The sequence below is a fragment of the Jannaschia sp. S6380 genome (assembly GCF_023015695.1).
GTDB lineage: Bacteria > Pseudomonadota > Alphaproteobacteria > Rhodobacterales > Rhodobacteraceae > Jannaschia.
In genome coordinates this window covers 1,355,272-1,377,893 of record NZ_JALKAS010000001.1, presented here as the reverse complement: position 1 = coordinate 1,377,893, position 22,622 = coordinate 1,355,272, and the positions used below count along the sequence as shown (strand labels likewise).

At 67.0% G+C, this 22,622-nt stretch carries 24 protein-coding genes and 1 tRNA gene; 20 read left to right on the top strand and 5 right to left on the bottom strand.

All coding sequences use genetic code 11. From position 1 onward, the window contains the following. Positions 1–60 precede the first annotated feature (60 nt). Both MWU52_RS07020 and MWU52_RS07015 read right to left on the bottom strand, forming a co-directional pair. Positions 61–1,839 carry an SLC13 family permease gene (locus tag MWU52_RS07020; protein ID WP_246950641.1) on the bottom strand — a complete coding sequence of 593 codons (1,779 nt, stop codon included), beginning with the start codon at positions 1,837–1,839 and terminating at the stop codon, positions 61–63. A gap of 64 nt (positions 1,840–1,903) precedes the next feature. Further along, positions 1,904–2,278, bottom strand: coding sequence for a VOC family protein (locus tag MWU52_RS07015; RefSeq protein WP_246950639.1), 375 nt, complete (start codon positions 2,276–2,278; stop codon positions 1,904–1,906). A gap of 84 nt (positions 2,279–2,362) precedes the next feature. On the opposite strand from MWU52_RS07015, the gene MWU52_RS07010 reads away from it, so the two are divergent. The 5 genes from MWU52_RS07010 (at position 2,363) to MWU52_RS06990 (ending at position 6,160) form a co-directional block, all read left to right on the top strand. Continuing rightward, positions 2,363–3,103 (top strand): YebC/PmpR family DNA-binding transcriptional regulator, encoded by a 741-nt coding sequence (locus MWU52_RS07010; RefSeq protein WP_246950638.1) that lies wholly within the window; start codon positions 2,363–2,365, stop codon positions 3,101–3,103. An 81-nt stretch (positions 3,104–3,184) separates the two neighbouring features. After that, positions 3,185–3,862, top strand: a complete 678-nt coding sequence (locus MWU52_RS07005) for a DUF998 domain-containing protein (protein ID WP_246950637.1) — start codon at positions 3,185–3,187, stop codon at positions 3,860–3,862. A gap of 45 nt (positions 3,863–3,907) precedes the next feature. Next, positions 3,908–4,501 carry a LysE/ArgO family amino acid transporter gene (locus tag MWU52_RS07000; protein WP_246950634.1) on the top strand — a complete coding sequence of 198 codons (594 nt, stop codon included), beginning with the start codon at positions 3,908–3,910 and terminating at the stop codon, positions 4,499–4,501. 40 nt (positions 4,502–4,541) lie between these two features. Continuing rightward, positions 4,542–5,438, top strand: a complete 897-nt coding sequence (locus MWU52_RS06995) for a DMT family transporter (protein ID WP_246950631.1) — start codon at positions 4,542–4,544, stop codon at positions 5,436–5,438. 62 nt (positions 5,439–5,500) lie between these two features. Next, positions 5,501–6,160: a thermonuclease family protein gene (locus tag MWU52_RS06990; protein ID WP_246950629.1), complete on the top strand. Its 660-nt coding sequence runs from the start codon at positions 5,501–5,503 to the stop codon at positions 6,158–6,160. 27 nt (positions 6,161–6,187) lie between these two features. Here the strand turns inward: MWU52_RS06990 and MWU52_RS06985 are convergent, their stop codons facing one another. Together MWU52_RS06985 and MWU52_RS06980 are read right to left on the bottom strand one after the other, a co-directional pair. Continuing rightward, positions 6,188–6,655, bottom strand: coding sequence for a carbon monoxide dehydrogenase subunit G (locus MWU52_RS06985; protein WP_246950626.1), 468 nt, complete (start codon positions 6,653–6,655; stop codon positions 6,188–6,190). 79 nt (positions 6,656–6,734) lie between these two features. Continuing rightward, positions 6,735–7,955, bottom strand: coding sequence for a multidrug effflux MFS transporter (locus MWU52_RS06980; RefSeq protein ID WP_246950625.1), 1,221 nt, complete (start codon positions 7,953–7,955; stop codon positions 6,735–6,737). A gap of 180 nt (positions 7,956–8,135) precedes the next feature. Between MWU52_RS06980 and MWU52_RS06975 the strand changes: the two genes are divergently transcribed. From MWU52_RS06975 to MWU52_RS06935, 9 genes are all read left to right on the top strand, one after another. Next, positions 8,136–9,668 carry an acyl-CoA carboxylase subunit beta gene (locus tag MWU52_RS06975; RefSeq protein WP_246950623.1) on the top strand — a complete coding sequence of 511 codons (1,533 nt, stop codon included), beginning with the start codon at positions 8,136–8,138 and terminating at the stop codon, positions 9,666–9,668. A 69-nt stretch (positions 9,669–9,737) separates the two neighbouring features. Beyond that, positions 9,738–10,001, top strand: a complete 264-nt coding sequence (locus MWU52_RS06970; protein ID WP_246950622.1) for a Rho termination factor N-terminal domain-containing protein — start codon at positions 9,738–9,740, stop codon at positions 9,999–10,001. Further along, the gene (locus MWU52_RS17975) at positions 9,899–10,390 is read left to right on the top strand and encodes a DUF6497 family protein (protein ID WP_281493919.1); all 492 of its coding nucleotides are present in this window, start codon (positions 9,899–9,901) and stop codon (positions 10,388–10,390) included. The genes MWU52_RS06970 and MWU52_RS17975 overlap by 103 nt, the downstream gene beginning before the upstream one ends. Positions 10,391–10,634: 244 nt before the next feature. After that, positions 10,635–10,772 (top strand): hypothetical protein, encoded by a 138-nt coding sequence (locus MWU52_RS06960; protein WP_246950618.1) that lies wholly within the window; start codon positions 10,635–10,637, stop codon positions 10,770–10,772. Between the two features lie 69 nt (positions 10,773–10,841). Beyond that, complete coding sequence (locus MWU52_RS06955; protein WP_246950617.1) at positions 10,842–11,228, top strand: hypothetical protein; 387 nt, start codon at positions 10,842–10,844, stop codon at positions 11,226–11,228. Between the two features lie 304 nt (positions 11,229–11,532). After that, entirely contained in the window at positions 11,533–11,739 is a 207-nt protein-coding gene (locus MWU52_RS06950) for a hypothetical protein (RefSeq protein WP_246950615.1), read from the top strand. A gap of 78 nt (positions 11,740–11,817) precedes the next feature. Beyond that, positions 11,818–12,012 carry a hypothetical protein gene (locus MWU52_RS06945; protein ID WP_246950613.1) on the top strand — a complete coding sequence of 65 codons (195 nt, stop codon included), beginning with the start codon at positions 11,818–11,820 and terminating at the stop codon, positions 12,010–12,012. Positions 12,013–12,147: 135 nt separating this feature from the next. Further along, a complete protein-coding gene (locus MWU52_RS06940) occupies positions 12,148–14,172 on the top strand; it encodes an acetyl/propionyl/methylcrotonyl-CoA carboxylase subunit alpha (RefSeq protein ID WP_246950610.1) in 2,025 nt (674 codons plus the stop codon). 4 nt (positions 14,173–14,176) lie between these two features. Next, on the top strand, positions 14,177–14,800 hold the full coding sequence (locus tag MWU52_RS06935; protein WP_246950607.1) for a hypothetical protein: 624 nt from the start codon (positions 14,177–14,179) through the stop codon (positions 14,798–14,800). A gap of 82 nt (positions 14,801–14,882) precedes the next feature. On the opposite strand, the gene MWU52_RS06930 is transcribed toward MWU52_RS06935, so the two are convergent. Next, complete coding sequence (locus MWU52_RS06930) at positions 14,883–15,332, bottom strand: DUF4174 domain-containing protein (protein WP_348645495.1); 450 nt, start codon at positions 15,330–15,332, stop codon at positions 14,883–14,885. A 177-nt stretch (positions 15,333–15,509) separates the two neighbouring features. Between MWU52_RS06930 and MWU52_RS06925 the strand changes: the two genes are divergently transcribed. From MWU52_RS06925 to MWU52_RS06900, 6 genes are all read left to right on the top strand, one after another. Continuing rightward, a complete protein-coding gene (locus MWU52_RS06925; RefSeq protein ID WP_246950605.1) occupies positions 15,510–16,442 on the top strand; it encodes a hypothetical protein in 933 nt (310 codons plus the stop codon). Further along, positions 16,399–18,534, top strand: a complete 2,136-nt coding sequence (gene scpA / locus MWU52_RS06920) for a methylmalonyl-CoA mutase (protein ID WP_246950602.1) — start codon at positions 16,399–16,401, stop codon at positions 18,532–18,534. The genes MWU52_RS06925 and scpA overlap by 44 nt, the downstream gene beginning before the upstream one ends. Next, entirely contained in the window at positions 18,531–19,007 is a 477-nt protein-coding gene (locus MWU52_RS06915) for an MAPEG family protein (RefSeq protein ID WP_246950599.1), read from the top strand. The genes scpA and MWU52_RS06915 overlap by 4 nt, the downstream gene beginning before the upstream one ends. A gap of 64 nt (positions 19,008–19,071) precedes the next feature. Next, positions 19,072–19,146, top strand: a tRNA-Gln gene (locus MWU52_RS06910). Positions 19,147–19,488: 342 nt separating this feature from the next. After that, the gene (locus tag MWU52_RS06905) at positions 19,489–21,267 is read left to right on the top strand and encodes a site-specific integrase (RefSeq protein WP_246950598.1); all 1,779 of its coding nucleotides are present in this window, start codon (positions 19,489–19,491) and stop codon (positions 21,265–21,267) included. Positions 21,268–21,352: 85 nt separating this feature from the next. After that, a complete protein-coding gene (locus MWU52_RS06900; protein ID WP_246950596.1) occupies positions 21,353–22,174 on the top strand; it encodes a transposase in 822 nt (273 codons plus the stop codon). The last annotated feature ends 448 nt before the right edge of the window (positions 22,175–22,622 follow it).

Genomic DNA, 22,622 nt, shown 5'->3' with positions numbered 1-22,622 from the left:
GGGGCAAGGGACCGGGTCTGTCCGCCCGCCGAATATCCGCGCCGTCCCGGCCGTGCGCCGTCAGAGCGGCCAGAAGAACAGGGTCGCCGGCAGCGCGACCGCGACCACCAGAGCCGTCAGCGGCAGGCCCATCCGCCAGTAGTCGCCGAAGCCGTAACCGCCGGGGCCGAGGATCAGCGTGTTGTTCTTGTGCCCGATCGGCGTGAGAAACGCGCAGGAGGCGGCGACCGCCACCGCGATCAGGAAGCTGTCGGGGTTCACGTCGAGAGAGCGGGCCATCTGAATGCCGACGGGGGCCGCGACGATGGCGGTCGCCGTGTTGTTCAGGATCGCCGACAGCACCATGGTCACCACCATGAGGAGCAGGAGCGCGACCCAGGCGGGCTGCCCGGTGGTGATGCCGGTCAGCCAGTTCGCGATCAGGCCGGTGCCGCCCGACGTCTCCAGCGCCGCGCCGAGCGGGATCATCGACCCCAGCAGCACCACGACCGGCCATTCGATATGGGTGTACAGTTCGTGGAGCGGCACGATGCGCGACAGCACGTAGCCGACCACCACGACACCCAACGCCACGGTCAGGTCGACGAGGCCGAAGCTCGCCGCGACGACGGCCATCAGGAACAGCCCGGCGGCGGGCCAGATCTTCTTGTTCTCGGTCACCGCCAGACCCCGGTCCGCAAGCGGCAGAGCGCCCAGCCAGGTCACGACATCCTCGACCGATTCCGTCGGCGCGAGGAGGAGGAGGATGTCGCCGGTCTGCACCTCCGTCCGTCGCAGCCGGTCCTTGATCCGCCGACCCTTGCGCGAAATGCCCATCAGCACCGTCCGCTGCCGCCAGGCGAGCCCGATGGATTGCGCGGACTTGCCGGTGATGCGGCTGGTCTCGGTCACCACGACCTCGATCAGGCTGAGCCCCTGATCCGCCGCGTCCAGCAGGGACATGCGGCGGTCGTCGGTGAACTCCAGGTTCTCGGTCGCGCGGAATTCGTCCAGCGCGCCCGGCTCGGCCTCGAGGATCAGGGCGTCGCCGGCCTCCAATGCGACATGCCGGGCGCTGCCGAACATGCGGCGGCCGTCGCGGATCAGGCCGATGATGTGGACGGCCGTCTCCTCGGCGACGTCGCCGAAATCGGACACTTTCGCGCCGATGCGGGGATGGTCCTTCGGCACGGTCAGCTCGGCGATGTAATGCGTCACCTCGGTCTCGGACGCGCCGCCCTGCACGTCGCCCTGACCGGGGATCATCCGCCAGCCCAGAAGCGCCACGAAGGCCAGCCCCGCCAGCGCGGTGACGGCGCCCACGGGAAAGAAGTCGAACATCGCGAAGCTCTCGCCCAACTGGTCGCGGCGGATGCCGGCGATGATGATGTTGGGCGGTGTCCCGATCAGCGTGATCATGCCGCCGAGGATCGTCGCGAAACTGAGCGGCATCAGCGTCGTTCCCGGCATCCGCCCCGCCTTGCGCGCGGTGGCGATGTCGACCGGCATCAGGAGCGCCAGCGCCGCGACGTTGTTCATGAACGCCGACAGGACCGCGCCAATGCCGCCCATGATCGCGATATGGCTGCCCACGCTGCGGCCCGCGTCGATCATCGTCCGCGTGATCAGAAGGACGGCCCCCGACCGAACCAGCCCCGCCGACACCACGAGGACGAGCGCGACCACGATCGTCGCCGGATGCCCGAAGCCCGAGAACGCGTCCTCCTTGGGAATGACCCCCAGGATCACCCCCAGGAGCAGTGCCGAGAACGCCACCAGGTCATAGCGGAACCGCCCCCAGAGCAGCATCGCGAAGACGCCGCCGAAAAGGGCGAAAAGGATGATCTGGTCGGTGGTCATGGGGTCTGGTCCGGGTTGCTGTCCCCGGCATCTAGCAGAGATGGCACGCGCGGCAATCGCCGTGTCAGCCGATCTCCTGCCCGAACAGCAGCAGCGTGCCGCCGGGGTCGATCACATGCACCTCGCGCTGGCCGTAGGACTGGTCGAACGGCGCACGGACGCGGGTACGGGGCAGGGTGTCGAGGAACGGGCGCGCGTCGTCCCAGAACGCGTCGATATCCCCCATGTCGATATACACCATATGCTGACGGGCGGCGGCGGCCGCGTCGGGGTCGTCGGTCTCGAGCAGCCGGATCGCCCCGCCATCCGCCCGCAGGAACGCATAGCCCGGCCCGGTGCCCCGGAACGTGCAGGCAAAACCCAGGCCCTCGTAGAAGGCGATGGCCTCGTCCAGATCAGGAATCAGGACGAAAGGCGTGATCTGCTTGACCTTGCGCATGCGGGCTCCTCCGGTCTTGCGGGTCGGCGGGGACAGGGCCTATATCGCCATGCCGCGACGATAGCATAGCATCAGGGGGGACCGATGGCAGGCCATTCCAAATGGGCGAACATCCAGCATCGCAAGGGCCGGCAGGACAAGCTGCGCGCCAAGCTGTTCTCGAAGATGGCCAAGGAGATCACGGTCGCCGCCAAGATGGGCGACCCCGATCCCGACAAGAACCCGCGCCTGCGCCTCGCCGTGAAGGAAGCGAAGGGCCAGTCGGTTCCCAAGGATGTGATCCAGCGCGCCATCGCCAAGGCCTCGGGCGGCGATGCCGAGAACTATGACGAGATCCGGTACGAGGGCTACGGCCCCGGCGGCGTCGCCGTCATCGTCGAGGCGATGACGGACAACCGCAATCGCACCGCGTCGTCCGTCCGGTCCACCTTTTCGAAGAACGGCGGCAACCTGGGCGAGACCGGATCGGTCGGCTTCATGTTCGACCGCAAGGGGCAGGTGGTCTATCCGGCCAGCGTGGGCGATGCCGAGACCGTCCTGATGGCCGCGATCGAGGCCGGTGCCGAAGATGTCGAGAGCGACGAGGAGGGCCATGTCGTCTGGTGCGCCGATACGGACCTCGCCGCCGTGTCGAACGCGCTGGAGGAGCAACTGGGCGAGAGCGAGTCGACCAAGCTCGTCTGGCGGCCGACGACCACGACCGAGCTGGATCTCGAGGGCATGCAGTCGCTGATGAAGCTGCTCGATGCGCTGGAGGATGACGACGACGTCCAGAACGTCACCGCCAATTTCGAGGCCAGCGACGAGGTGATGGCGCAGCTCTGACTGCGCCATCCGGGAACCCTCCGTCCGGGCGATCCGTTTCTTCCCCGAGACGTGCGGCATCCGGTCGCGGGAGGATCCATCATGCGACGCCCCACCAACCCGCAGGAGGTACCCGAACGTCCGGGCGATCCGCTGCCCGAGCATCCCGACATCCTGCGCGGGTTGGCCTGGATCGCGATGGCCGGGCCGGTCATCTTCACCGTGTCCATACTCATCGCGGATTTCGTCGTGCCGGATCACGACTGGATCGCCGATACGATTTCGGACCTGGGCGCCGGCCGCTACGAATTCATCGTCGATATCGGCATCTATGCCTATGCCGCCTCGCTGATCGCGCTGTCCTCGGGGGCGGCGCATGCGCATCTGGGCGGCCGCGGCTGGACGGCGGGCATCTTCGGGCTGATCCTGACCGGGTTGATCGTGTTCCTGGTCGGTGCACGTAACGAATACGGCGACGGCGACAGCGAGGGGTGGGTGATCCACACGCAGTTGGTCTGGGCGCTGGGCGTGGCCTTCGCCGTCATCCCATGGGGCATGTCGGCGGGGGCGGACGCGATATCGAAGACCTACGGCTGGATGTGCCGGCTCGCGACGATCCTGTGGGTTCCGCTGGCGCCGATCTTCTTCTTCCTGCCCACAGACATCGACGGCCTCTATGAGCGGATGCTGGGCGGCATCACCTTCGTCTTCGTCTACGCGATCGCGCTGACCTTGCGTGGCCGGGCCGCTGCGCTGGAACGTCGCCTGAACGACGACTGACGGGGCGGCGTTGCGTCCTGACGCAGGTCCGGGCATCCCGGCGCGATGACCTCCCTCGTCTCCGGCTTCCTTCTCGGCCTGTCACTGATCCTCGCCATCGGGGCGCAGAACGCCTTCGTCCTGCGCCAGGGCCTGCGCGGCGAACACGTCCTGTCCGTCGTCCTGACCTGCGCCATTTCGGATGCCCTGCTGGTGGCGGCGGGCGTCGCGGGCTTCGGCGTCCTGATCGAGGCGGCGCCGTGGATCGTGCCGGCCTTCCGCTGGGGTGGGGCGGCGTTCCTGCTGGCCTATGGCGCGCGTGCCCTTTGGTCGGCCTGGAAGGGGCAGGGTGCGTTACAACCCGAGGGACGTGCCGGCGGCCTGTGGCGCGCCGTTCTGACCTGCCTCGCGCTGACGTGGCTGAACCCTCATGTGTATCTGGATACGCTGGTCCTGCTCGGCTCCATCGGCGCGCAGTCCGACGATCCGCCGCTCTTCGGGGCAGGGGCCGTCGTCGCCTCATTCACGTTCTTCTTCACGCTGGGCTACGGCGCGGCGCTGCTCCGGCCGATCTTCGCGCGGCCGATGGCCTGGCGGATCCTAGATCTGCTGGTGGCGGCCCTGATGTGGGCGATCGCGGCCAGCCTGATCCTGGGGTGAACGTCTTGCGATGGCACGAAAACGGGCGCAGACACGGCCCATGACGCCACCGTCCCGGCCCCTTCAAGGCATCCTGTGGATGATCGCGACGGGGCTGTGCTTCATCGCGGTGACCGCCGTGGTCAAGCATGCCGCACAAGACCTTCCGGCGGCCGAGGCGGCGTTCCTGCGATACCTCCTGGGCCTGGTCTTCCTGCTGCCCGTGCTGCCCGCACTGCTGCGCACCTCCGTCCCCCGCGTCGATCTGGCGCTGTTCGCGACCCGGGGGGTGCTGCATGCGCTGGCCGTGATCCTGTGGTTCTACGCCATGACCCAGATCCCCATCGCCGAGGTGACGGCGATGAACTATCTCAGCCCGGTCTACGTCACGCTGGGCGCGGCGATCTTCCTGAACGAACGGATCGCCCTGCCGCGGATTCTGGCGATCCTCGCGGCGCTGGCGGGTACGGTCGTGATCCTGCGCCCCGGCTTTCGCGAGATCCAGACCGGGCACCTGGCCATGCTGCTGACGGCGGTCATCTTCGGGGCGTCCTACCTGCTGGCCAAGCGCCTGTCGGATCGGAACGCCGCGGGGATGGTCGTCGCGATGCTGTCGGTAACGGTCACCATCGGTCTCGCCCCCTTCGCCATGGCCGTCTGGGTCCCGCCGAGCCTGGCGGATATCGGCTGGATGTTCGTCGTCGCGGCCTTCGCGACCACCGGGCACTACACGATGACGCGGGCCTTCGCAGCGGCGCCGGTCTCGGTCACGCAGCCGGTGACGTTCCTGCAGATGATCTGGGCGGTCCTTCTGGGATGGACGCTCTTCGATGAGCCGCCGGATGCCTGGGTCATCCTGGGGGCCGGGATCATCATCGCCGCCGTCAGCTTCATCGCCTGGCGCGAGGCGCGCCGCAGACGCAGCGTGACGCCGCCCGTGCCGGCGACAAAATACTGATCCCTTAACTATTTCTTAACATTTGCCTTGATGGTGTCTGATTCGCGGGCGATCCATGCCGGATGTTCCGTCTTCTTCTCTGCCTCATTCTCCTCGCCCTGCCGGTCGGGGCGGACACCCTGTCCGGCCCGATCCGGGTCATCGACGCCGACACGATTGACATCGGTGCCGCCGCCAATGTCCGCCTGCTGGGCATCGACGCGGCCGAGGACGGGCAGACCTGTACCGATGCGGCGGGGGCGGTGCTGCCCTGCGGCCGTATGGCGACCCTCGGGGCACGGCGGCTCTATCAGGGGCGCATCGCGCGCTGCACCGTGCATGACCGTGACCGCTATGGCCGCCTGCTCGCGATCTGCCGGGTCGACGGGCGGGACATGAACGCCGAACTCGTGCGTCTGGGCCTGGCCCGGGTCTATCGCGAAGACCCCCGCTACTTTGCCGAACAGAAGGAGGCGGCGCTGCTGGCGCGCGGTCTCTGGGCCTATGACATGCTCGATCCTGCCGCGTGGCGGGCCGAACGTCGCGCCGCGCGGGCGCGGGCCAACGCTCCGGCCGACGGCACCTGCCGGATCAAGGGAAACATCAGCGACAACGGCCGCCTCTACCATCTGCCGGGAAGCCGCGCCTACGGGCCGACGCGGATCGATACCACCCGCGGCGAGCGCTGGTTCTGCACTGAGACGGAGGCCCGAAACGCCGGTTGGCGCAGGGCAGGAAGCTAGCCGAAACGGTATGTTACGAGGTGATGTTCATGTCACCGGGTCTTGCGCCCCGTCCCGGCCCTCGACCTCGGCCTTGAAGGTCTCGAAGAAGCTGTCCGCCATCTTGGCCGAGAAGCTGTCGATCAGGCGCGAGCCGAGCTGAGCGATCTTGCCGCCGACCTTGGCGTCGACGACATAGGTCAGTTCCGTCCCCTCGGGCACCTCGGCCAGGCGCACGTCCGCGGCGCCCTTGGCGAAACCCGCGACCCCGCCCTTGCCCTCGCCCGCGATGCGATAGCTTTCCGGCGGATTGGCGTCCGACACCGTCACGGCGCCGCGGAACGTCGCCTTCACCGGGCCGACCTTCTGCTTGACGACGGCCTCGAACCCGTCCTCGGCATTGCCGGTCAGCTCCTCGCATCCGGGGATGCAGGCGCGCAGCGTGTCGGCATCGTTCAGCCGGGTCCAGACGACGTCCCTCGGGGCGGCGATGATGCGGGTTCCCGTCAGTTCCATGCGATACGCTCCGGCGGTGTGGATCGGTCCGTGGACCTTGGCAGATCGGGGGCTGTCGCCACAAGGTGCCGGCGCGCGTTCAGGATGCGATCTGTCGGTTTCGGCGGATCGTCATGACGGTCGAGATCACCGCCACGGTGCCCGAGGCCAGCATCAGCAGGACCAGCGGCATCGCGTCCTGACCCCCTTCCAGCAACCACCCGGCCAGCGCCGACAGCGCCGCGCCGCCGCCGATCATCATCGCGCCGCCAAGGCCGCTGGCCGTGCCCGCCAGATGCGGGCGCACCGACAGCATGCCGGCCGTCGCGTTGGGGATCACCAGACCGTTGCCCAGGCCCAGGAACGTCATGAAGCCGAAGAAGACCCACTGCGACTGGAACCCGGCCGCCATCAGTACCGCGAGCGCGCCCAGCCCCACGGCCTGCCCGATTGCCCCGATCAGGATCATCCGGTCGATGCCGACCTGCGCCGAGTAACGGCCCGAAATGCCGTTGCCGATCATGTATCCGACGGCCGGCGCCCCGAAGAACAGGCCCAGCGTCGCCGGATCCATCCCGAAGACAACGGCGCCGACGAAGGGCGCGCCGCCGAGATAGGCGAAGAACGCGCCCGACGCGAAGGCCGAAGCCGCGCAATAGCCCCAGAACCGCCGCGACGTCAGCAGTTCGGGATATTGCCGCACCTGATCGCGAAAGCTGCCACCGCTGCGTGGGGCCGTCTCGCCCAGGTCCCGCCATGTCAGCAACCACAGACCCATGCCCGAAAGCAGGAGCAGCCAGAAATTCGACTGCCACCCAAACTCGGCCTGCAGCACGCCGCCCAGGGCCGGGCCGACCATCGGCACCACCGACATCCCCATCGTGACGTAGCCCAGCATCGAGGCGGCCTTGTCCTGCGGATAGAGGTCGCGCACGACCGCCCGGCTCAGAACCATGGCGACCACGATGGCCGCCTGGGCCATGCGGAACGCCAAGAAAAGCTCGACCGTGGGGGCCCAGAGGCACCCGAGCGTCGCCAGCATGAACAGGACGATACCGGTCAGGATGACGGGGCGCCGGCCGTAGCGGTCGGAGATCGGGCCCACGAAAAGCTGCAGGACCGCGTTCACCCCGAGATACAGGCCGACCGACAGCTGGATCAGCCCGTAATCGGCGGCGAACCATTCGGCCATGGCCGGCAGCGACGGCAAGAACACGTTCATCGAAAGCGTCGACACGCCCACCAGCGCCACAAGCGTCAGGATATGCGGCGGGGTGCGCACGCGGCGCGACCCGCCGCCGGTGTCGGAATAGGCGGCCATGGCTCGCCGCTACGCCTTTTGGGGCGGCCTGTAAAACCCCCGCCGCGCACAGGCGCCTGTGCGTCGGGCTGCGGGGCGCAGGTCGCGCACGGGTGGAAACCTGTCGCGAAACCGTCACATCACTCTTCCCGCACCCCGCCGCAGCGTCTAAGCCAAGGGCGACATCGGAAGGGAGCCGTGATGAGGGACATACTCGCCGAACTGGAAACGCGCCGGGCGCAGGCCCGCGCCGGCGGGGGCGAACGTCGCGTCGCCGCCCAGCACGCGAAGGGCAAGCTGACGGCGCGCGAGCGGATCGAACTGCTGCTCGATCCCGACAGCTTCGAGGAGTTCGACATGTTCGTGGCCCATCGCGCCACGGATTTCGGCATGCAGGAGGACCGTCCGGCGGGCGACGGTGTGGTGACCGGCTGGGGCACGGTGAACGGGCGCCTGGTCTATGTGTTCAGCCAGGATTTCACCGTCTTCGGCGGATCGCTGTCGGAAACGCATGCCCAGAAAATCTGCAAGATCCAGGACATGGCGCTTCAGAACGGCGCCCCGGTCATCGGGCTGAACGACTCGGGCGGCGCGCGCATTCAGGAGGGGGTCGCATCGCTGGCCGGTTATGCCGAGGTGTTCCAGCGCAACATCGATGCGTCGGGCGTAATCCCGCAGATCAGCGTCATCATGGGCCCTTGCGCGGGCGGGGCCGTCTATTCGCCCGCGATGACGGATTTCATCTTCATGGTGCGCGATTCCAGCTACATGTTCGTGACCGGCCCGGACGTGGTGAAGACGGTCACGAACGAGGTCGTCACCGCCGAGGAACTGGGCGGCGCCACGACGCACACGCGCAAGTCGGGCGTGGCCGACCTGGCCTTCGAGAACGACGTGGAGACGCTGGCCGAGACGCGGCGCCTGATCGACTTCCTGCCGCTTTCCAACCGCGAGATCCCGCCGGTCCGTCCCTTCTTCGATGACCCCGCCCGGATCGAGGAGAGCCTGGACACCCTGATTCCGGACAATCCCAATACGCCCTACGACATGGCCGAACTGGTCGCCAAGCTGGCCGACGAGAGCGATTTCTTCGAGCTTCAACCCGATTTCGCCAAGAACATCCTGACCGGTTTCATTCGGATCGAGGGGCGCACCGTGGGCGTCGTGGCGAACCAGCCGATGGTGCTGGCCGGGTGCCTCGACATCGACTCCTCGCGCAAGGCCGCGAAGTTCGTTCGTTTCTGCGATGCGTTCGGCATTCCGCTCCTGACGCTGGTGGACGTGCCGGGCTTCCTGCCCGGCACCGCGCAGGAGTATGGCGGCGTCATCAAGCATGGCGCCAAGCTGCTGTTCGCCTATGGCGAGGCGACGGTGCCGAAGGTCACGCTCATCACCCGCAAGGCCTATGGCGGCGCCTATGACGTCATGGCGTCGAAGCATCTGAAGGGCGATTTCAACTATGCCTGGCCCACCGCCGAGATCGCGGTGATGGGCGCCAAGGGCGCGGTCGAGATTCTCTACCGGACGGAGCTGGGCGATGCCGACAAGATCGCCGCGCGCACCAAGGATTACGAGGACCGCTTCGCCAACCCCTTCGTCGCCGCCGAGAAGGGCTTCATCGACGAGGTGATCATGCCGCGGAACTCCCGCAAGCGGATTGCCCGCGCCTTCGCTTCGCTGCGCAACAAGCGACAGGACCGGCCGTGGCGCAAGCACGACACCATCCCGCTGTGACGGGGCGGGGAACGGCATCGGCGGGCCGGCGGTTCGGTTTCAGGGAAACCGGCATCGCAGGAGGACCCGATGACCAAGGATCATGGACCGCAGGTCAAGGACGACGAGACCTACGAGGCGCTGCGCAAGGACGGCGCGTCGAAGCAGAAGGCGGCGCGTATCGCCAACGCACGGGCGAACGACGAGATGTCGCCATCGAAGAAGGGCGGCACGTCGCCACCCTACGAGGAATGGACGCGCGACGAACTCTACGACCGGGCGAAAGAGATCGACATCGACGGCCGATCGGACATGACCAAGGACGAACTGATCGCGGCCTTGCGCGACAGCTAGGCGCGGCGCTGCTGGCCGGGCTTCTGGCGCTGCCAATCGGCGGTGCGGCCCGCGCCGACGGTCTGCCCTCCGGCCAACCCATCGTGCTTTGGGAGGTGGTGTGGGAACGCGTCGGCGACGGCGGTGCGCAGGCCGTGCTGCGGTTCATCGCCCCGCAGATCGCGCGCGACGGCGGCACCGTCGATCCGGACGCGGCCCTGGCCGATCTGGACTGGCTCTGCCGGACGCACGGCTTGCCGATTGCCGCGCTGCCGGCGGCGCGCTCCGACAAGCTGGTGGTCACGCTGATGGACCGGCCGGTGCCGCGTGGCACGACCGACCCCGAGGCGACGCAGTATTTCGGCCTTTACGCGATCGAGGAGGGCGAATGCCGGCCCATCGACTTTTGATCCAGGACGTGGCCCGCTGCCCCGCGCGGGTGATTGTTCGCGATGGGTCGACAATCGCGCCTCCTGCGCCGATTGACGCGGTTTTGGCACTTATACCACAGGCAAACGCGGCATTTCTCACGAGGACGTTTCCCGTGCGACATGCGTCTGCTAGCGTCGCGTCGGGCCGCAGGAACGCGGTCGAACCCATGGGCGGCGCGGGGGGGCTACCTCGTGTGCCGTCCGTCCATTTCAGGAGATCTGGATGTCGAGCATTACCAAAATCGTCGTCGGCCTCGCCGCGCTCGCAGCGCTGTCGGCCTGCGGGAATTCCGAGCCGGAAGAAGTCGTCATCGTCGACCCCGCGCCCGTCGTGGTTGAGCCGGTCACGACCAAGTACTGACCTGCGCGCGGGACGGGGGGCATCCTCCGTCCCGCCGTCGGCCGTCCGTCCCGTATGTGGATGGTCGACATGCTGAAGCATCGGGGTTTTCCGGGCCGGCTCGCCGGAACTGATTTCCAATTCACCATCCGCCGCGCCAACCCCAAGGGCGTGACCCCGATTACCAGGCGCGAACGTTATCGCGACCGGCGCGCGACCGACCGTGCCGCGGACAGGGCCTTCCTCGCCGCGCTGATCGAACATTTCGGGGATGCACCGTTCGAACGCGGAAACCTCGATGCGGGCCGTCTCTCGTGGCTGTTCGGACGCGAGGTGATCGCGGAGGACGATCCGTTCGACGCCCGGGACTACGACGCATTGCTGCGGGTCGATATCGACCGGGCGCAGGCATCCTTTCCCGAGATCTTCGCGTCCGATGACGTTCCGGACGACGACGGGGACGACACATGGGCATGAAGTTGCCGATTTGCATGCCCCTTGAGCCATCGGCCGCCGACGACCCTGTCGGGAACGAAACAATCTATCCGCGACGCCCGGCACCGGGCAGCGTGATCTCGTGCCGGGTGTCCGTGTCCCCTTCGGGGTTCGGGGCTTTCCGTCACGAGTGGAACCGTACCCCTTCCCCTCCCGGACGATGGGTTGGCCGAGATGCCGCCCCATCGTCCGGACCCTTTTTGCGCGGAATCGCACCGTGCGGCCAGGTCCGGGGGCGGCGCGGCAAGTTGAGGCGAAAAACAAAAGAAGTAGCAGGAGCAGTTCCATGTCCATCAAACACCTTCGGGTCAGCGGCGTCCTCGCCGTTCTGGCCCTTTCCGCCTGCGTGGGCACCGATGTGGAGCGTGCCGCGGGCGGCGCGGTCGTCGGTGCGCTGGGCGCAAAGGCCCTCGACGGCAATGTGGCCGGCGGCGCGCTCGTCGGCGCCGCGGCCGGCGCGCTGGCCGACGACGTGTCCGGCTGGGCACGATGACGCCGATGCGGATCGCGACGTTGGAACCGTCCTCCGCGCGCTGACGTTTTCACCTCATACCGAAAAAGGAGAGACATCATGCACCGCAAGTTCATCATTCCCGCCCTGGCCCTCGTTCTCGGCCTGTCCGCCTGCCAGCAGGGCAGCGATTTCGAGCGGGCCGCCGTGGGCGGCGCGGTCGGCTGCGCCGTGGGCGAGATCATCGAAGACGGCAACTGCGTCGCGGGCGGTGCCATCGGCGCGGCCGGCGGGGCACTCGCCAACGACTTCTGATCGGGCGCGCCCGAGGGCGCATCCTTCGGATCAATCGGGCTGTCCGGTCTTGCGACCGGGCGGCCCTTTCTTTTGTCCTTTCGGCGCATGGCCGAAAGGGGTCTATGGACCCGGCGCAAGACCGGAGGGGGGACGATGTTCGACAAGATCCTGATCGCGAACCGGGGCGAGATCGCCTGCCGGGTCATCAAGACGGCCCGTCGGATGGGCATTCAGACGGTAGCCGTCTTTTCGGACGCGGATCGGGGCGCCCTGCATGTCGCCATGGCCGACGAGGCGGTCCATATCGGCCCGCCCCCGGCGAACCAGTCCTACATCGTGATCGACAAGATCATGGATGCGATCCGTCAGACGGGCGCGCAGGCCGTCCACCCCGGCTATGGCTTCCTGTCCGAGAACCCGAAATTCGCCGAGGCGCTGGAGGCCGAGGGCATCGCCTTCATCGGCCCGCCCAAGGGTGCGATCGAGGCGATGGGCGACAAGATCACGTCGAAGAAGATCGCGGCCGAGGCCGGCGTCAGCACCGTGCCCGGCCACATGGGTCTGATCGCGGATGGCGACGAGGCGGTGAAGATCGCGGGCGAGATCGGCTATCCGGTTATGATGAAGGCCAGCGCCGGCGGCGGGGGCAAGGGCATGCGCATCGCCTGGTCCGAGGACGAGGTCCGCGAGGGGTTCGAGGCGTCCAAGAACGAGGCGCGCGCCAGCTTCGGCGACGACCGCATGTTCATCGAGAAGTTCGTCACCCAGCCCCGGCATATCGAGATCCAGGTCCTCTGCGACAGCCATGGCAAAGGCGTCTATCTGGGGGAGCGCGAATGCTCGATCCAGCGCCGCAACCAGAAGGTGGTCGAGGAGGCACCGTCTCCCTTCCTCGACCCGGAGACGCGCCGCGCCATGGGCGAGCAATCGCTGGCCCTGGCCCATGCCGTCGGCTACGCCAGCGCCGGCACGGTCGAGTTCATCGTCGATGGCGACCGGAACTTCTATTTTCTGGAGATGAATACGCGCCTGCAGGTCGAGCACCCGGTGACTGAACTCATCACGGGCATCGATCTCGTGGAGCAGATGATCCGCGTCGCGAATGGCGAGCGGCTGTCGCTGAAACAGGACGACATCGCGCTGAACGGCTGGGCCATAGAGAGCCGTCTTTATGCCGAGGATCCGTATCGCGGGTTCCTGCCCTCCATCGGCCGCCTGACCCGCTATCGCCCGCCGGTCGAGACTGCGCCCGATGCCGAACAGCCTGCGGAGACGCGGGGCGCCCCCGTCATCCGCAACGATACCGGCGTATTCGAAGGGGGCGAGATCAGCATGTTCTACGACCCGATGATCGCCAAGCTCTGCACCTGGGGTCCGGATCGGGCAACGGCGATCGATACGATGCGCGACGCGCTGGACGCGTTCGAGATCGAAGGAATCGGCCACAACCTGCCGTTCCTGTCGGCGGTCATGGACCATCCGAAGTTCATCGCGGGCGAGATGACGACCGCCTTCATCGCCGAGGAGTTCCCCGAGGGTTTCAACGGCGTCGACCTTCCCGGGGATCATCTGAAGCGCATCGCTGCCGCCTGCGCCGCGATGCACCGCGTGGCCGAGATACGGCGCACGCGCGTGTCGGGCCGGATGGACAATCACGAGCGCAAGGTGGGCTCCGACTGGGTCGTGACCCTGGGCGGCGCGCGGTTCGACACCACGATCGCCGCAGACCGCCATGGCGCGGACGTGACCATCGGGGACGAGGTCCTGCGGGTAGAATCGGACTGGACGCCAGGCGATCAGCTTGCCCGTGTCTCGGTCGGCGGGCAGTCGCTCGTCCTGAAGGTCGGCAAGATCACCCAAGGGTTCCGCGTCCGGACGCGCGGCGCGGATCTGACGGTTCACGTGCGCACCCCGCGTCAGGCCGAACTGGCCGACCTGATGCCGCAGAAGGTGGCCGCCGATACGTCGAAGCTGCTGCTGTGTCCGATGCCTGGGCTGGTCGTGCGCATCGATGTCGAGGAAGGCGACGAAGTGCAGGAGGGTCAGGCCCTGGCCGTCGTCGAGGCGATGAAGATGGAAAACACGCTCAGGGCCGAAAAGAGCGGCGTCATCGCCCGGATCAACGCGGCCGCAGGCGACAGCCTCGCCGTCGACGACGTGATCCTCGAGTTCGAGTGACCGCGTGGGGCAGGGCGCCTTCATAGGGATCGACGCCCGCATCTGGCAGGCCGTGATCGCGGGCGGCGTGGTCGCGGCGGGTTGGCTGGTCAACGGCTGGCGCATGCGGCGCGACGCCCGGCGGCTGCGGAACGAGCGGCTGCGCGACGCGCACAAGGCGCTCTTTGCCGAGATCCGCGACATCTGCGCGATCTACTGGCTGGACGGACGGGCGGAGGAACACGCCGCCGACCTGATCGCGCGGATGGAGCGGGAGCCCGAATTCGTGCCCTTCATCCCCCGTGAGGTGCACGGCCTGATCTATCAATCCATGATGGGTCAGATCGACGTCTTGCCGCGCCAGACGATCGACTGGATCGTGGCGTTCTACACCCTGATCCGCTCGATCGAGGCGCTGGCCGACGATATGCGCGGCGAACGTTTCCCCACGCTGGAGCCCGAGCGGCGACTGGCCGTCTATGGTGAATATATCGAGATGCGGCGCCGGGCCTTCGGCTACGGGCAGCGCGTCCTCAAGCTGATCGACGTCTATTCGCGCGACGGTGCGGATGCCGCGCAAGCCATGGTCTCGTCACTCAGTACCCCGGACGCGGGCCGTTCTGGCCCGGAACGTCCGGATGGGGATTGAGCGGAATGTCGAAGTCGCGTTCCATTCCGTATCTCCTTTGCACCCGTATCAATATGGGTGCGCAACGGTCGGCATGCAACTCTCAGCCCTCGCGCAACTCGCGCTGGCGCATCGGCATCTTGTCGATCGAACGTGACAGTTCCCGAACGCTCCAGGGCAGGGGCTTGCGCAGCTTAACCTGCCCGTCCTTGCCGATCAGCACCATCATGAACCCGCGCGGCCGCAGGCGGTCGCGCAACGCGGTGCGTGCGGCCGGATCGGTGTCCACAACCACGATCACGTCGCGTTCGACCAAGCGGTCCATCTCGGACACCAGTTCCCCCACCTGTTCGATGAATGCCGGATCGCGCGGACTGTTGGCGAAGACGACGATCGGCCGCGCGATCCACATCATCTCCTCCAGGTCGACATCCGCCGCCTCGAATATCTGCGACGGATCGGCGAGCCAGCGCTCCTCGATGGTTCCGGTTTCGGCCGCGGATAGCGGCATGGCGAGCGTGAGGGTGGTCAGCAGTGACGTAAGGGCGCGCATCTCGATCTTTCGGTCTGTTTCGTCGAATATAGGCATGAAGCGCACGGCGACGAAGAGCGAGTATGCGGGATGCGGACGATTCTTGGCAAATGGGATGATTAACCGGATGTCAGCTTCGTTTCGGGCAGGGGGTACGCGGAGATGAACCGCTTGCCCGAAGGACCCCGCATGCCCCACATGACCTGCACGCCCCCCGTCACCCTGCATCTGGGCGCACACCGGACGGCGACGACGTCCCTGCAGGGGATGCTGGCCGCCCGATGCGATCACCTCGCCGCGCGCGGCATCGCGGTCTGGGGGCCCGGGCGGACGCGGGACGGCCTGCTGGCGGGCATCGCCGGCGATCCGGGACGCAGCGGGGGGCAGCGCGACGTCCGCGCTTATCGGTCCGCCGGTCGGATCGCGATGCTGCGCGACGGGCTGGAACATGACGGGATCAGCCGGCTGATCCTGTCGGACGCCAACCTGCTGGGCAGCTTGCGCGAAAACGTCCTGCTCGGGCGGCTCTACCCGTCGGTGTCGGGCCGCGCGGAGCGTCTGAACTCCGCCCTGCCGGGCGTCGACCGCATCGTGCTGACCGTCCGCAACCCCGAGACCTGGTGGATCAGTGTGTTCGCCGCGATGATCGGTCGCGGCTTTCCCCCACCCGACCGGGCCATGATCGACGCGGTGGCCAAGTCCCGGCGGTCGTGGCGCGATGTGATCACGGATCTGGCCGAGGCATTTCCGACCGCCCGTCTGTCCATCACCACCTACGAGGAGGCGGCCGCCCGCCCGCAATACGCGTTCCGATCCCTTACCGGCGAGGCGCCCGCCACACCGATCGCGCCGCGCATGGCCGCATCGCCCGACGCCCGAATGCTGATCGATCGGCTGCGCGCAGAGGGCTGGACCGGCGATCTGCCGGTCGAGCACGGACGCTACGCCCCCTTCGATCCGGAGCAGCGCGCCATGCTGCGCGCCCGCTATGACGATGACCTGACCTGGCTGCGCCGCGGTGCCGGCGGTCTGGTCGCAACCGACGACGCCCCCCATCCGGGGCCCTACCGCGACAGGAGATCGGGACATGACACGATCCGACGAGAAAGCCAGCTGGGCGCGGCGGGCTGAAGCCGAGCTGAAGACCCGCACGCCGGACGACCTGGTTTGGCAGACACTGGAGGGAATACCGGTCGCGCCGGTCTATTTCGCCGCCGATCTGGACGGGCTCGACCATCTAGGCGGCGTTCCGGGCGAGGCGCCGTTCACCCGCGGCGTGAAGGCCACGATGTATGCCGGCCGGCCCTGGACGATCCGGCAATATGCCGGCTTTTCGACCGCCGAGGACTCGAACGCCTTCTACCGCCGCGCCCTCGCCGCCGGGCAGCAGGGCGTGTCGGTCGCCTTCGACCTGGCGACGCATCGCGGCTACGACAGCGATCATCCCCGCGTCGTGGGCGACGTGGGCAAGGCGGGCGTGGCCATCGACAGCGTCGAGGATATGAAGATCCTGTTCGACGGCATCCCGCTGGAAAAGGTGTCGGTCAGCATGACGATGAACGGCGCGGTCATCCCGATCCTGGCCAGTTTCATCGTCGCGGGCGAGGAGCAGGGGGTGGACCGGGCGACCCTCTCGGGCACGATCCAGAACGACATCCTCAAGGAATTCATGGTCCGGAACACCTATGTATATCCGCCAGAGCCCTCGATGCGGATCGTGGCCGATATCATCGAATACACCGCCGAGGAGATGCCGCGCTTCAACTCCATCTCGATCAGCGGCTACCACATGCAGGAGGCGGGCGCCGACCTCGTGCAGGAACTGGCCTTCACGCTGGCCGACGGACGCGAATACGTGCGCACGGCCATCGCACGGGGCATGGATGTGGACCGGTTCGCCGGGCGGCTGTCGTTCTTCTTCGCCATCGGCATGAATTTCTTCATGGAGGCCGCCAAGCTGCGCGCCGCGCGCCTGCTCTGGCACCGCATCATGTCGGAGTTCGAGCCGAAGAACCCGAAATCTTCGATGCTTAGGACGCATTGCCAGACTTCCGGGGTCAGCCTGCAGGAGCAGGATCCCTACAACAACGTCGTGCGCACCGCCTACGAGGCGATGAGCGCGGTCCTGGGCGGCACGCAGTCGCTGCACACGAACTCGTTCGACGAGGCGATCGCGCTGCCGACGGAGCGCTCGGCCCGGATCGCGCGGAACACGCAGCTGATCTTGCAGGAGGAGACGGGCGTGACCAACGTCGTCGACCCGCTGGCCGGGTCCTACTACGTCGAGAAGTTGACCCACGATCTGGCCGAAGCGGCCTGGACGCTGATCGAGGAGGTCGAGGAGATGGGTGGCATGACCAAGGCCGTCGCGTCGGGCATGCCGAAGCTGCGCATCGAGGAGAGCGCGGCGACCCGGCAGGCCAAGATCGACCGTGGCGAGGACGTGATCGTCGGGGTCAACAAGTACCGCCGCGAGACCGAGGACGAGATCGACATCCTCGACATCGACAACGACAAGGTCCGCGAGGGGCAGGTGACGCGCCTCGCCCGCATTCGGGAAACGCGCGACCAGGCGGCCTGCGACGCCGCGCTGGCGGAACTGCGCCGGCGTGCGGGCGAGGACGGCAACCTTCTGGAGGCGGCCGTCGAGGCCGCGCGCCACCGCGCCACCGTGGGCGAGATCAGCCAGGCGATGGAGGACGTGTTCGGCCGCCACCGTGCCGAGGTGAAGACCCTCGCCGGCGTCTATGGCGCGGCCTATGACGGCGACGAGGGGTTCGCCGCGATCCAGGAGGACGTCGAGGCCTTCGCCGAGGAGGAGGGGCGCCGCCCCCGGATGCTGGTCGTCAAGATGGGCCAGGACGGTCACGACCGCGGCGCCAAGGTGATCGCCACCGCCTTCGCCGATATCGGCTTCGACGTCGATGTGGGGCCGCTCTTCCAGACGCCCGAGGAGGCGGCGCAGGACGCGCTCGACAACGACGTCCACATCGTCGGCATCTCCAGCCAGGCGGCGGGCCACAAGACCCTTGCGCCGAAGCTGGTCGCGGCCTTGCGCGCGGCCGGCGCGGGCGAGATCCTGGTGATCTGCGGCGGCGTCATCCCGCAGCAGGATTACGCCTTCCTGAAGGATGCCGGCGTGTCCGCGATCTTCGGGCCCGGGACGAACATCCCGAAGGCGGCGGCGGAGATCCTGGCTCTGATCCGAGATGCCCGGACATGACCCGACGCCGGTCCATCCTGATCGGGATGGGCCTCGGCGCCGTCTGGTCGGTCGCCGCTTTGGCGGCCGGATCCCTGCTTTCGGCACGCCCGCTGCCGGAGGCGATGGCGATCGGCCTTCTGCCGGGTGGCGTGGTCCTGCTGGCGCTGATCATGCGGCTGGCCGCGCGGCGCTTCTTCGACGACGGGATTATCGACGGCGCGCCCTTCACCGCACCGTTGGACCGGATCACGCAGCGGGTTCTGTCCAACACGGCCGAACAGCTGATCCTCGCGGCCACGATCTGGCCCTTCGTCGGATGGGTGCTGGGCGGCGGCCATGTCGTGGCGCTGGGCACCGCGTTCGGGTTCTCTCGCCTGGCGTTCTGGGTCGGCTACCTCAGGTCGCCGTCCCTGCGCGCCTTTGGCTTCGCGGGCGGGTTCTATGCCACGATCCTTGCGCTGATAGTGGCCATTCTGCATGCCGTGATCTGACCCGCGCCCGCGCCATTTTTCCCTTGCGACCCGGTATTGCCTGTCCTATTTCCCGCCGCACGGTTGGGGTGTGGCGCAGTGGTAGCGCGACGGTTTTTGGTACCGCAGGTCGTAGGTTCGAATCCTACCACCCCAGCCAATCCTTCCTCAAGTCACGGATACGGTTCGAGAAACGGGCGTTTCGACACCCCAGATCACCCCACTGCGATACATGGGTGTGATACACGGGTGCGAAACACGCCCCGATCGGACCGGCGTTCGATGTTTCCGCCTGCCCGTGAGGGGAGACGGACCCATGAGGCTACCGACGCACGTCCAACGACGCGGGGCGGTCTATGTCTGGCGGCGGCGCGTGCCGATGCGTGGGCAAAACAAAAGTCAACGATTTCTGCAAGTCAGCCTGCGGACGAGGGACTTGTCCACATGTGTTCGGCTTGCGTCCCTCATCACGTGGAAATCCGAGGCGTATCTTCGGGAGGTGATGAACGGACAGCTGTCCCGTATCGAAGCCCAGCGCTTCCTGTCGGCCAACGTCGCCACCGAGACCGCCCGCCTCCGGGCGGAGCGGTATGCCGAGCCGCTCGACATGGGACCCGACGAGTGGCTCGGGCGCGCGATGTCGGAGCGGGTGCGGAAGGCGGCGGCGGAGATCGTGTCCGCGCGCGGCACGGCGGCGGTGCTGCTGTCCGAGGACGAGGAGCGGCTTGCGGGGCAGGGGCTCGGTCCGGCCGAGATCGCGGAGGTTCCGAAAGCCATCGCCGAGTTGGTCGACTGGATCAACGATCCGGCCGCCGCCGACGAGGTCGCTCAGTTCGGCGAGCGAATGCTGGGTCGACGCTCACGGGACGCCCGGGAGACCCGGACCCTGCAATGCCTGCACCTGTCCGGACAGGCGAAAGCCCTCGGGCAGATGGACCGGATAAAGGCGACGGAGCCGCTTGTCGTGGATTTGGCGACGGCGGCCACATCCAGCGCGACGGGGCCGGTCGTCCATCTCGCGACTGCCGGTCCCCTGCATGGGCACTCGACTTTGGCGACCCAAGCGAGGACCCATGCTGAAGAACCAAGCTATTCCGTGCGGACGGCGACGTCTAAAGTTGGGTCTAGCAGGGTCGCAGATGAGCCCCGGAAGCAAGCGAGCCCGACACCGGCCGAGCAGCCGACATCGCCACCGAAGGACCTCTTGAGCAGCCTCGTCGAGGAGACGGTCGCGAAAAAGTATCCCAAGGGCCGGACCACTGCCGCTGAAAAGTCCATCGGCAAGGATCGCCGCCAGTGCCGCAAGGTCCTTTTCCAGTTCGTCGTGGCCGTCGGCGACCGTCCCTTGTCTGAACTGCGCCAAATGGACGTCGCGCATTATGTCGACCTTCTCGCCTGCCTTCCGAGGATTTACGGACGCAGCGAGGCTGACCGGCAGCGGTCGCTCCGGGAACTTGTCGAGCGGGCGGAGGACTTGCCGGACGATCAAATCGGGCTCGCTGCCGGCATGGTCAATCGGAACCTCGGCCACATCAAGAGACTTCTGCGGTACGCCCGATCGCGCGGCTTACACCCCGCGGAGCCGATCGAGCTGTCGGACCTTCGCCAGAAGGATCGCCGCGACGCACGATCGGTGCGAGAGGCATTCGACGCAGAGGATTTAGCGCGACTAGCCCGGCATTCCGTCTGGTCGGGTTGCAAGAGCGAGGGCCGTCGGCACGAGCTCGGCCGGGAGATCATTTGGGACGGTCTCTACTGGGGGCCGCTGCTTGCGGCCTATACCGGGGCGCGACGGGAGGAACTCATGGGGCTTCGGGTCGAGGAGGTCCGGCTGGACGGCCAGATCCCGTTCTTGGCCGTTCAGCTGAACGTGAACCGAGGGCTGAAGAATGCGGCCGCCGTGCGGGACCTCCCGCTCCATTCGCGGATCATGGAGTTGGGCTTCGCCGATTACGTCGCCGGCCTGAAGACGCGCGGCGAAGTCGACCTGTTCCCTGAACTGCGACCGGAGGCCGACGCGGAGAGCTTCGGCTCGAATCTCTACAAGAAGTGGAAGAAGGCCAAGGACGTGGCGCCCGGTACACGAGGGGAACGGAAGATGTTCCACTCTTTCCGCCACACCGTGATCACCCATCTGCGGCAGGAAACGGAGGTCCCGAAGCTCGCGGTCACGGCGTTGGTCGGCCACACGCCGGACGGGGAGACGGACGGGCGATACACGAAGCGCATGCCCCTGGAGAAGGTCGCGGTTGCGGTGAACGCACTGCCTCGGTGGTTTTAGCGAAGGGCGTATTCCGTTGAGAAACTCATGCTCGATCGGGCCGTACCCGGCTGATCGACTTCCTTGGGTGGGGAGGAAGCGGACGATGATGGGACCGAGGAAGGAGGCGCAGGCATCGCTGTTCTACGAGTTCTCGCTGGAGGATTATGTGCCGCGGGACCACCTGCTGCGTTCGATCGACCGGTTCGTGGACCTCGGCGGCATCCGTGCACACCTGGCGGAGTTCTATAGCCACACGGGCCGCCCCTCCGTCGACCCCGAGCTGCTGATCTGCATGCTGATCGTCAGCTACTGCTTCGGTATCCGATTGGAGCGGCGCGTCTGCGAGGAGGTACATCTGAACCTCGCCTGCGGAACGGGCCCACTCCTGGGCTGGCTCGTCGACCGAAAGATCGACCCGCATATTCCCGTCGTCGCCAAGTCGGGCCGCACCGATGGGACCTGGTCGCGCGCCGACTTCGAATGGGACCCGGAGAACGACCGCTACGTCTGCCCCGAGGGCCACGAACTCAAGCAGTTCCGCCGCAACTACTCAGATCCGAACGGCGGTCCGACCGGCAAGGGCACGGCGCGTTACCGGGCGCCCGAGGAGGTGTGCCAGGCCTGTCCATCGAAGCACCGGTGCTGCCCCAACGCCGATGCCCGCAAGATCACCCGCGAGGAGCACGAGGAAGCGCGAGACGTCGCCCGCGCGATCGCCAAGACCGATGCCTACGTGACCTCGATGCGGCTCAGGAAGAAAGTCGAGATGCTGTTCGCCCACCTCAAGCGGATCCTCGGGCTCAGCCGCCTCCGACTACGCGGACCATGCGGCGCAAGCGACGAATTCCTCCTCGCAGCCACCGCCCAGAACCTAAGGAAGTTCGCGAAGACCTTCCCGCTGCCGCAAGAGCCGACCGCACCCTGAGCCGGAGTGCCGATCAGCTAGCATCACCAACGGCTTGCTGCGCGCGCAAACGCCTCTTTTTCCACAGAATGGGGCGGAAAGCGGTCATTCTCTGCGGGTGCAGCGGGGCAGGTTTCGCCGGCAGTTTATCAGGCAAAGAAACAGAACGGTTCCATACACGTCTTCCTACAGCAAATCAGCGTCATCACCTTGGTGCACGTTCTGCGATAGCGGTCGAATAAGCAAAACGCGGGCCGTGGCCCGCGCTTCGAATGTGGTGCAATCGAATGCTTGTTAGCGGCTCGACCACGAATTCTGAACATTGAGTTGATAGCTCTCATCAGTCTTCGAGTCCAGTAGCAACTAAAACGGCTTGCCGGGCCATTTGCGTGGGGCGCGAAGTATGGACCTCCGCTCGTCCCGACCGTAGACATCGTCTGAGCGAAGATGGGCGGTCGTCAGTCCGACT

Bases quoted from the DNA above. Each gene is read 5' to 3' on its own strand.
- MWU52_RS06950 (WP_246950615.1), top strand. From the start codon at position 11,533: ATGTCCATCAAACACCTTCGGGTCAGCGGCGTCCTCGCCGTTCTGGCC.
- MWU52_RS06975 (WP_246950623.1), top strand. From the start codon at position 8,136: ATGAGGGACATACTCGCCGAACTGGAAACGCGCCGGGCGCAGGCCCGC.
- scpA (WP_246950602.1), top strand. From the start codon at position 16,399: ATGACACGATCCGACGAGAAAGCCAGCTGGGCGCGGCGGGCTGAAGCC.
- MWU52_RS06990 (WP_246950629.1), top strand. From the start codon at position 5,501: ATGTTCCGTCTTCTTCTCTGCCTCATTCTCCTCGCCCTGCCGGTCGGG.
- MWU52_RS06930 (WP_348645495.1), bottom strand. From the start codon at position 15,332: ATGCGCGCCCTTACGTCACTGCTGACCACCCTCACGCTCGCCATGCCG.
- MWU52_RS06940 (WP_246950610.1), top strand. From the start codon at position 12,148: ATGTTCGACAAGATCCTGATCGCGAACCGGGGCGAGATCGCCTGCCGG.
- MWU52_RS06970 (WP_246950622.1), top strand. From the start codon at position 9,738: ATGACCAAGGATCATGGACCGCAGGTCAAGGACGACGAGACCTACGAG.
- MWU52_RS07020 (WP_246950641.1), bottom strand. From the start codon at position 1,839: ATGACCACCGACCAGATCATCCTTTTCGCCCTTTTCGGCGGCGTCTTC.
- MWU52_RS06905 (WP_246950598.1), top strand. From the start codon at position 19,489: ATGAACGGACAGCTGTCCCGTATCGAAGCCCAGCGCTTCCTGTCGGCC.
- MWU52_RS06925 (WP_246950605.1), top strand. From the start codon at position 15,510: ATGACCTGCACGCCCCCCGTCACCCTGCATCTGGGCGCACACCGGACG.
- MWU52_RS06995 (WP_246950631.1), top strand. From the start codon at position 4,542: ATGACGCCACCGTCCCGGCCCCTTCAAGGCATCCTGTGGATGATCGCG.
- MWU52_RS06955 (WP_246950617.1), top strand. From the start codon at position 10,842: ATGCTGAAGCATCGGGGTTTTCCGGGCCGGCTCGCCGGAACTGATTTC.
- MWU52_RS06900 (WP_246950596.1), top strand. From the start codon at position 21,353: ATGATGGGACCGAGGAAGGAGGCGCAGGCATCGCTGTTCTACGAGTTC.
- MWU52_RS06945 (WP_246950613.1), top strand. From the start codon at position 11,818: ATGCACCGCAAGTTCATCATTCCCGCCCTGGCCCTCGTTCTCGGCCTG.
- MWU52_RS06985 (WP_246950626.1), bottom strand. From the start codon at position 6,655: ATGGAACTGACGGGAACCCGCATCATCGCCGCCCCGAGGGACGTCGTC.
- MWU52_RS06915 (WP_246950599.1), top strand. From the start codon at position 18,531: ATGACCCGACGCCGGTCCATCCTGATCGGGATGGGCCTCGGCGCCGTC.
- MWU52_RS06980 (WP_246950625.1), bottom strand. From the start codon at position 7,955: ATGGCCGCCTATTCCGACACCGGCGGCGGGTCGCGCCGCGTGCGCACC.
- MWU52_RS07005 (WP_246950637.1), top strand. From the start codon at position 3,185: ATGCGACGCCCCACCAACCCGCAGGAGGTACCCGAACGTCCGGGCGAT.
- MWU52_RS07010 (WP_246950638.1), top strand. From the start codon at position 2,363: ATGGCAGGCCATTCCAAATGGGCGAACATCCAGCATCGCAAGGGCCGG.
- MWU52_RS07015 (WP_246950639.1), bottom strand. From the start codon at position 2,278: ATGCGCAAGGTCAAGCAGATCACGCCTTTCGTCCTGATTCCTGATCTG.
- MWU52_RS06960 (WP_246950618.1), top strand. From the start codon at position 10,635: ATGTCGAGCATTACCAAAATCGTCGTCGGCCTCGCCGCGCTCGCAGCG.
- MWU52_RS17975 (WP_281493919.1), top strand. From the start codon at position 9,899: ATGGACGCGCGACGAACTCTACGACCGGGCGAAAGAGATCGACATCGA.
- MWU52_RS07000 (WP_246950634.1), top strand. From the start codon at position 3,908: ATGACCTCCCTCGTCTCCGGCTTCCTTCTCGGCCTGTCACTGATCCTC.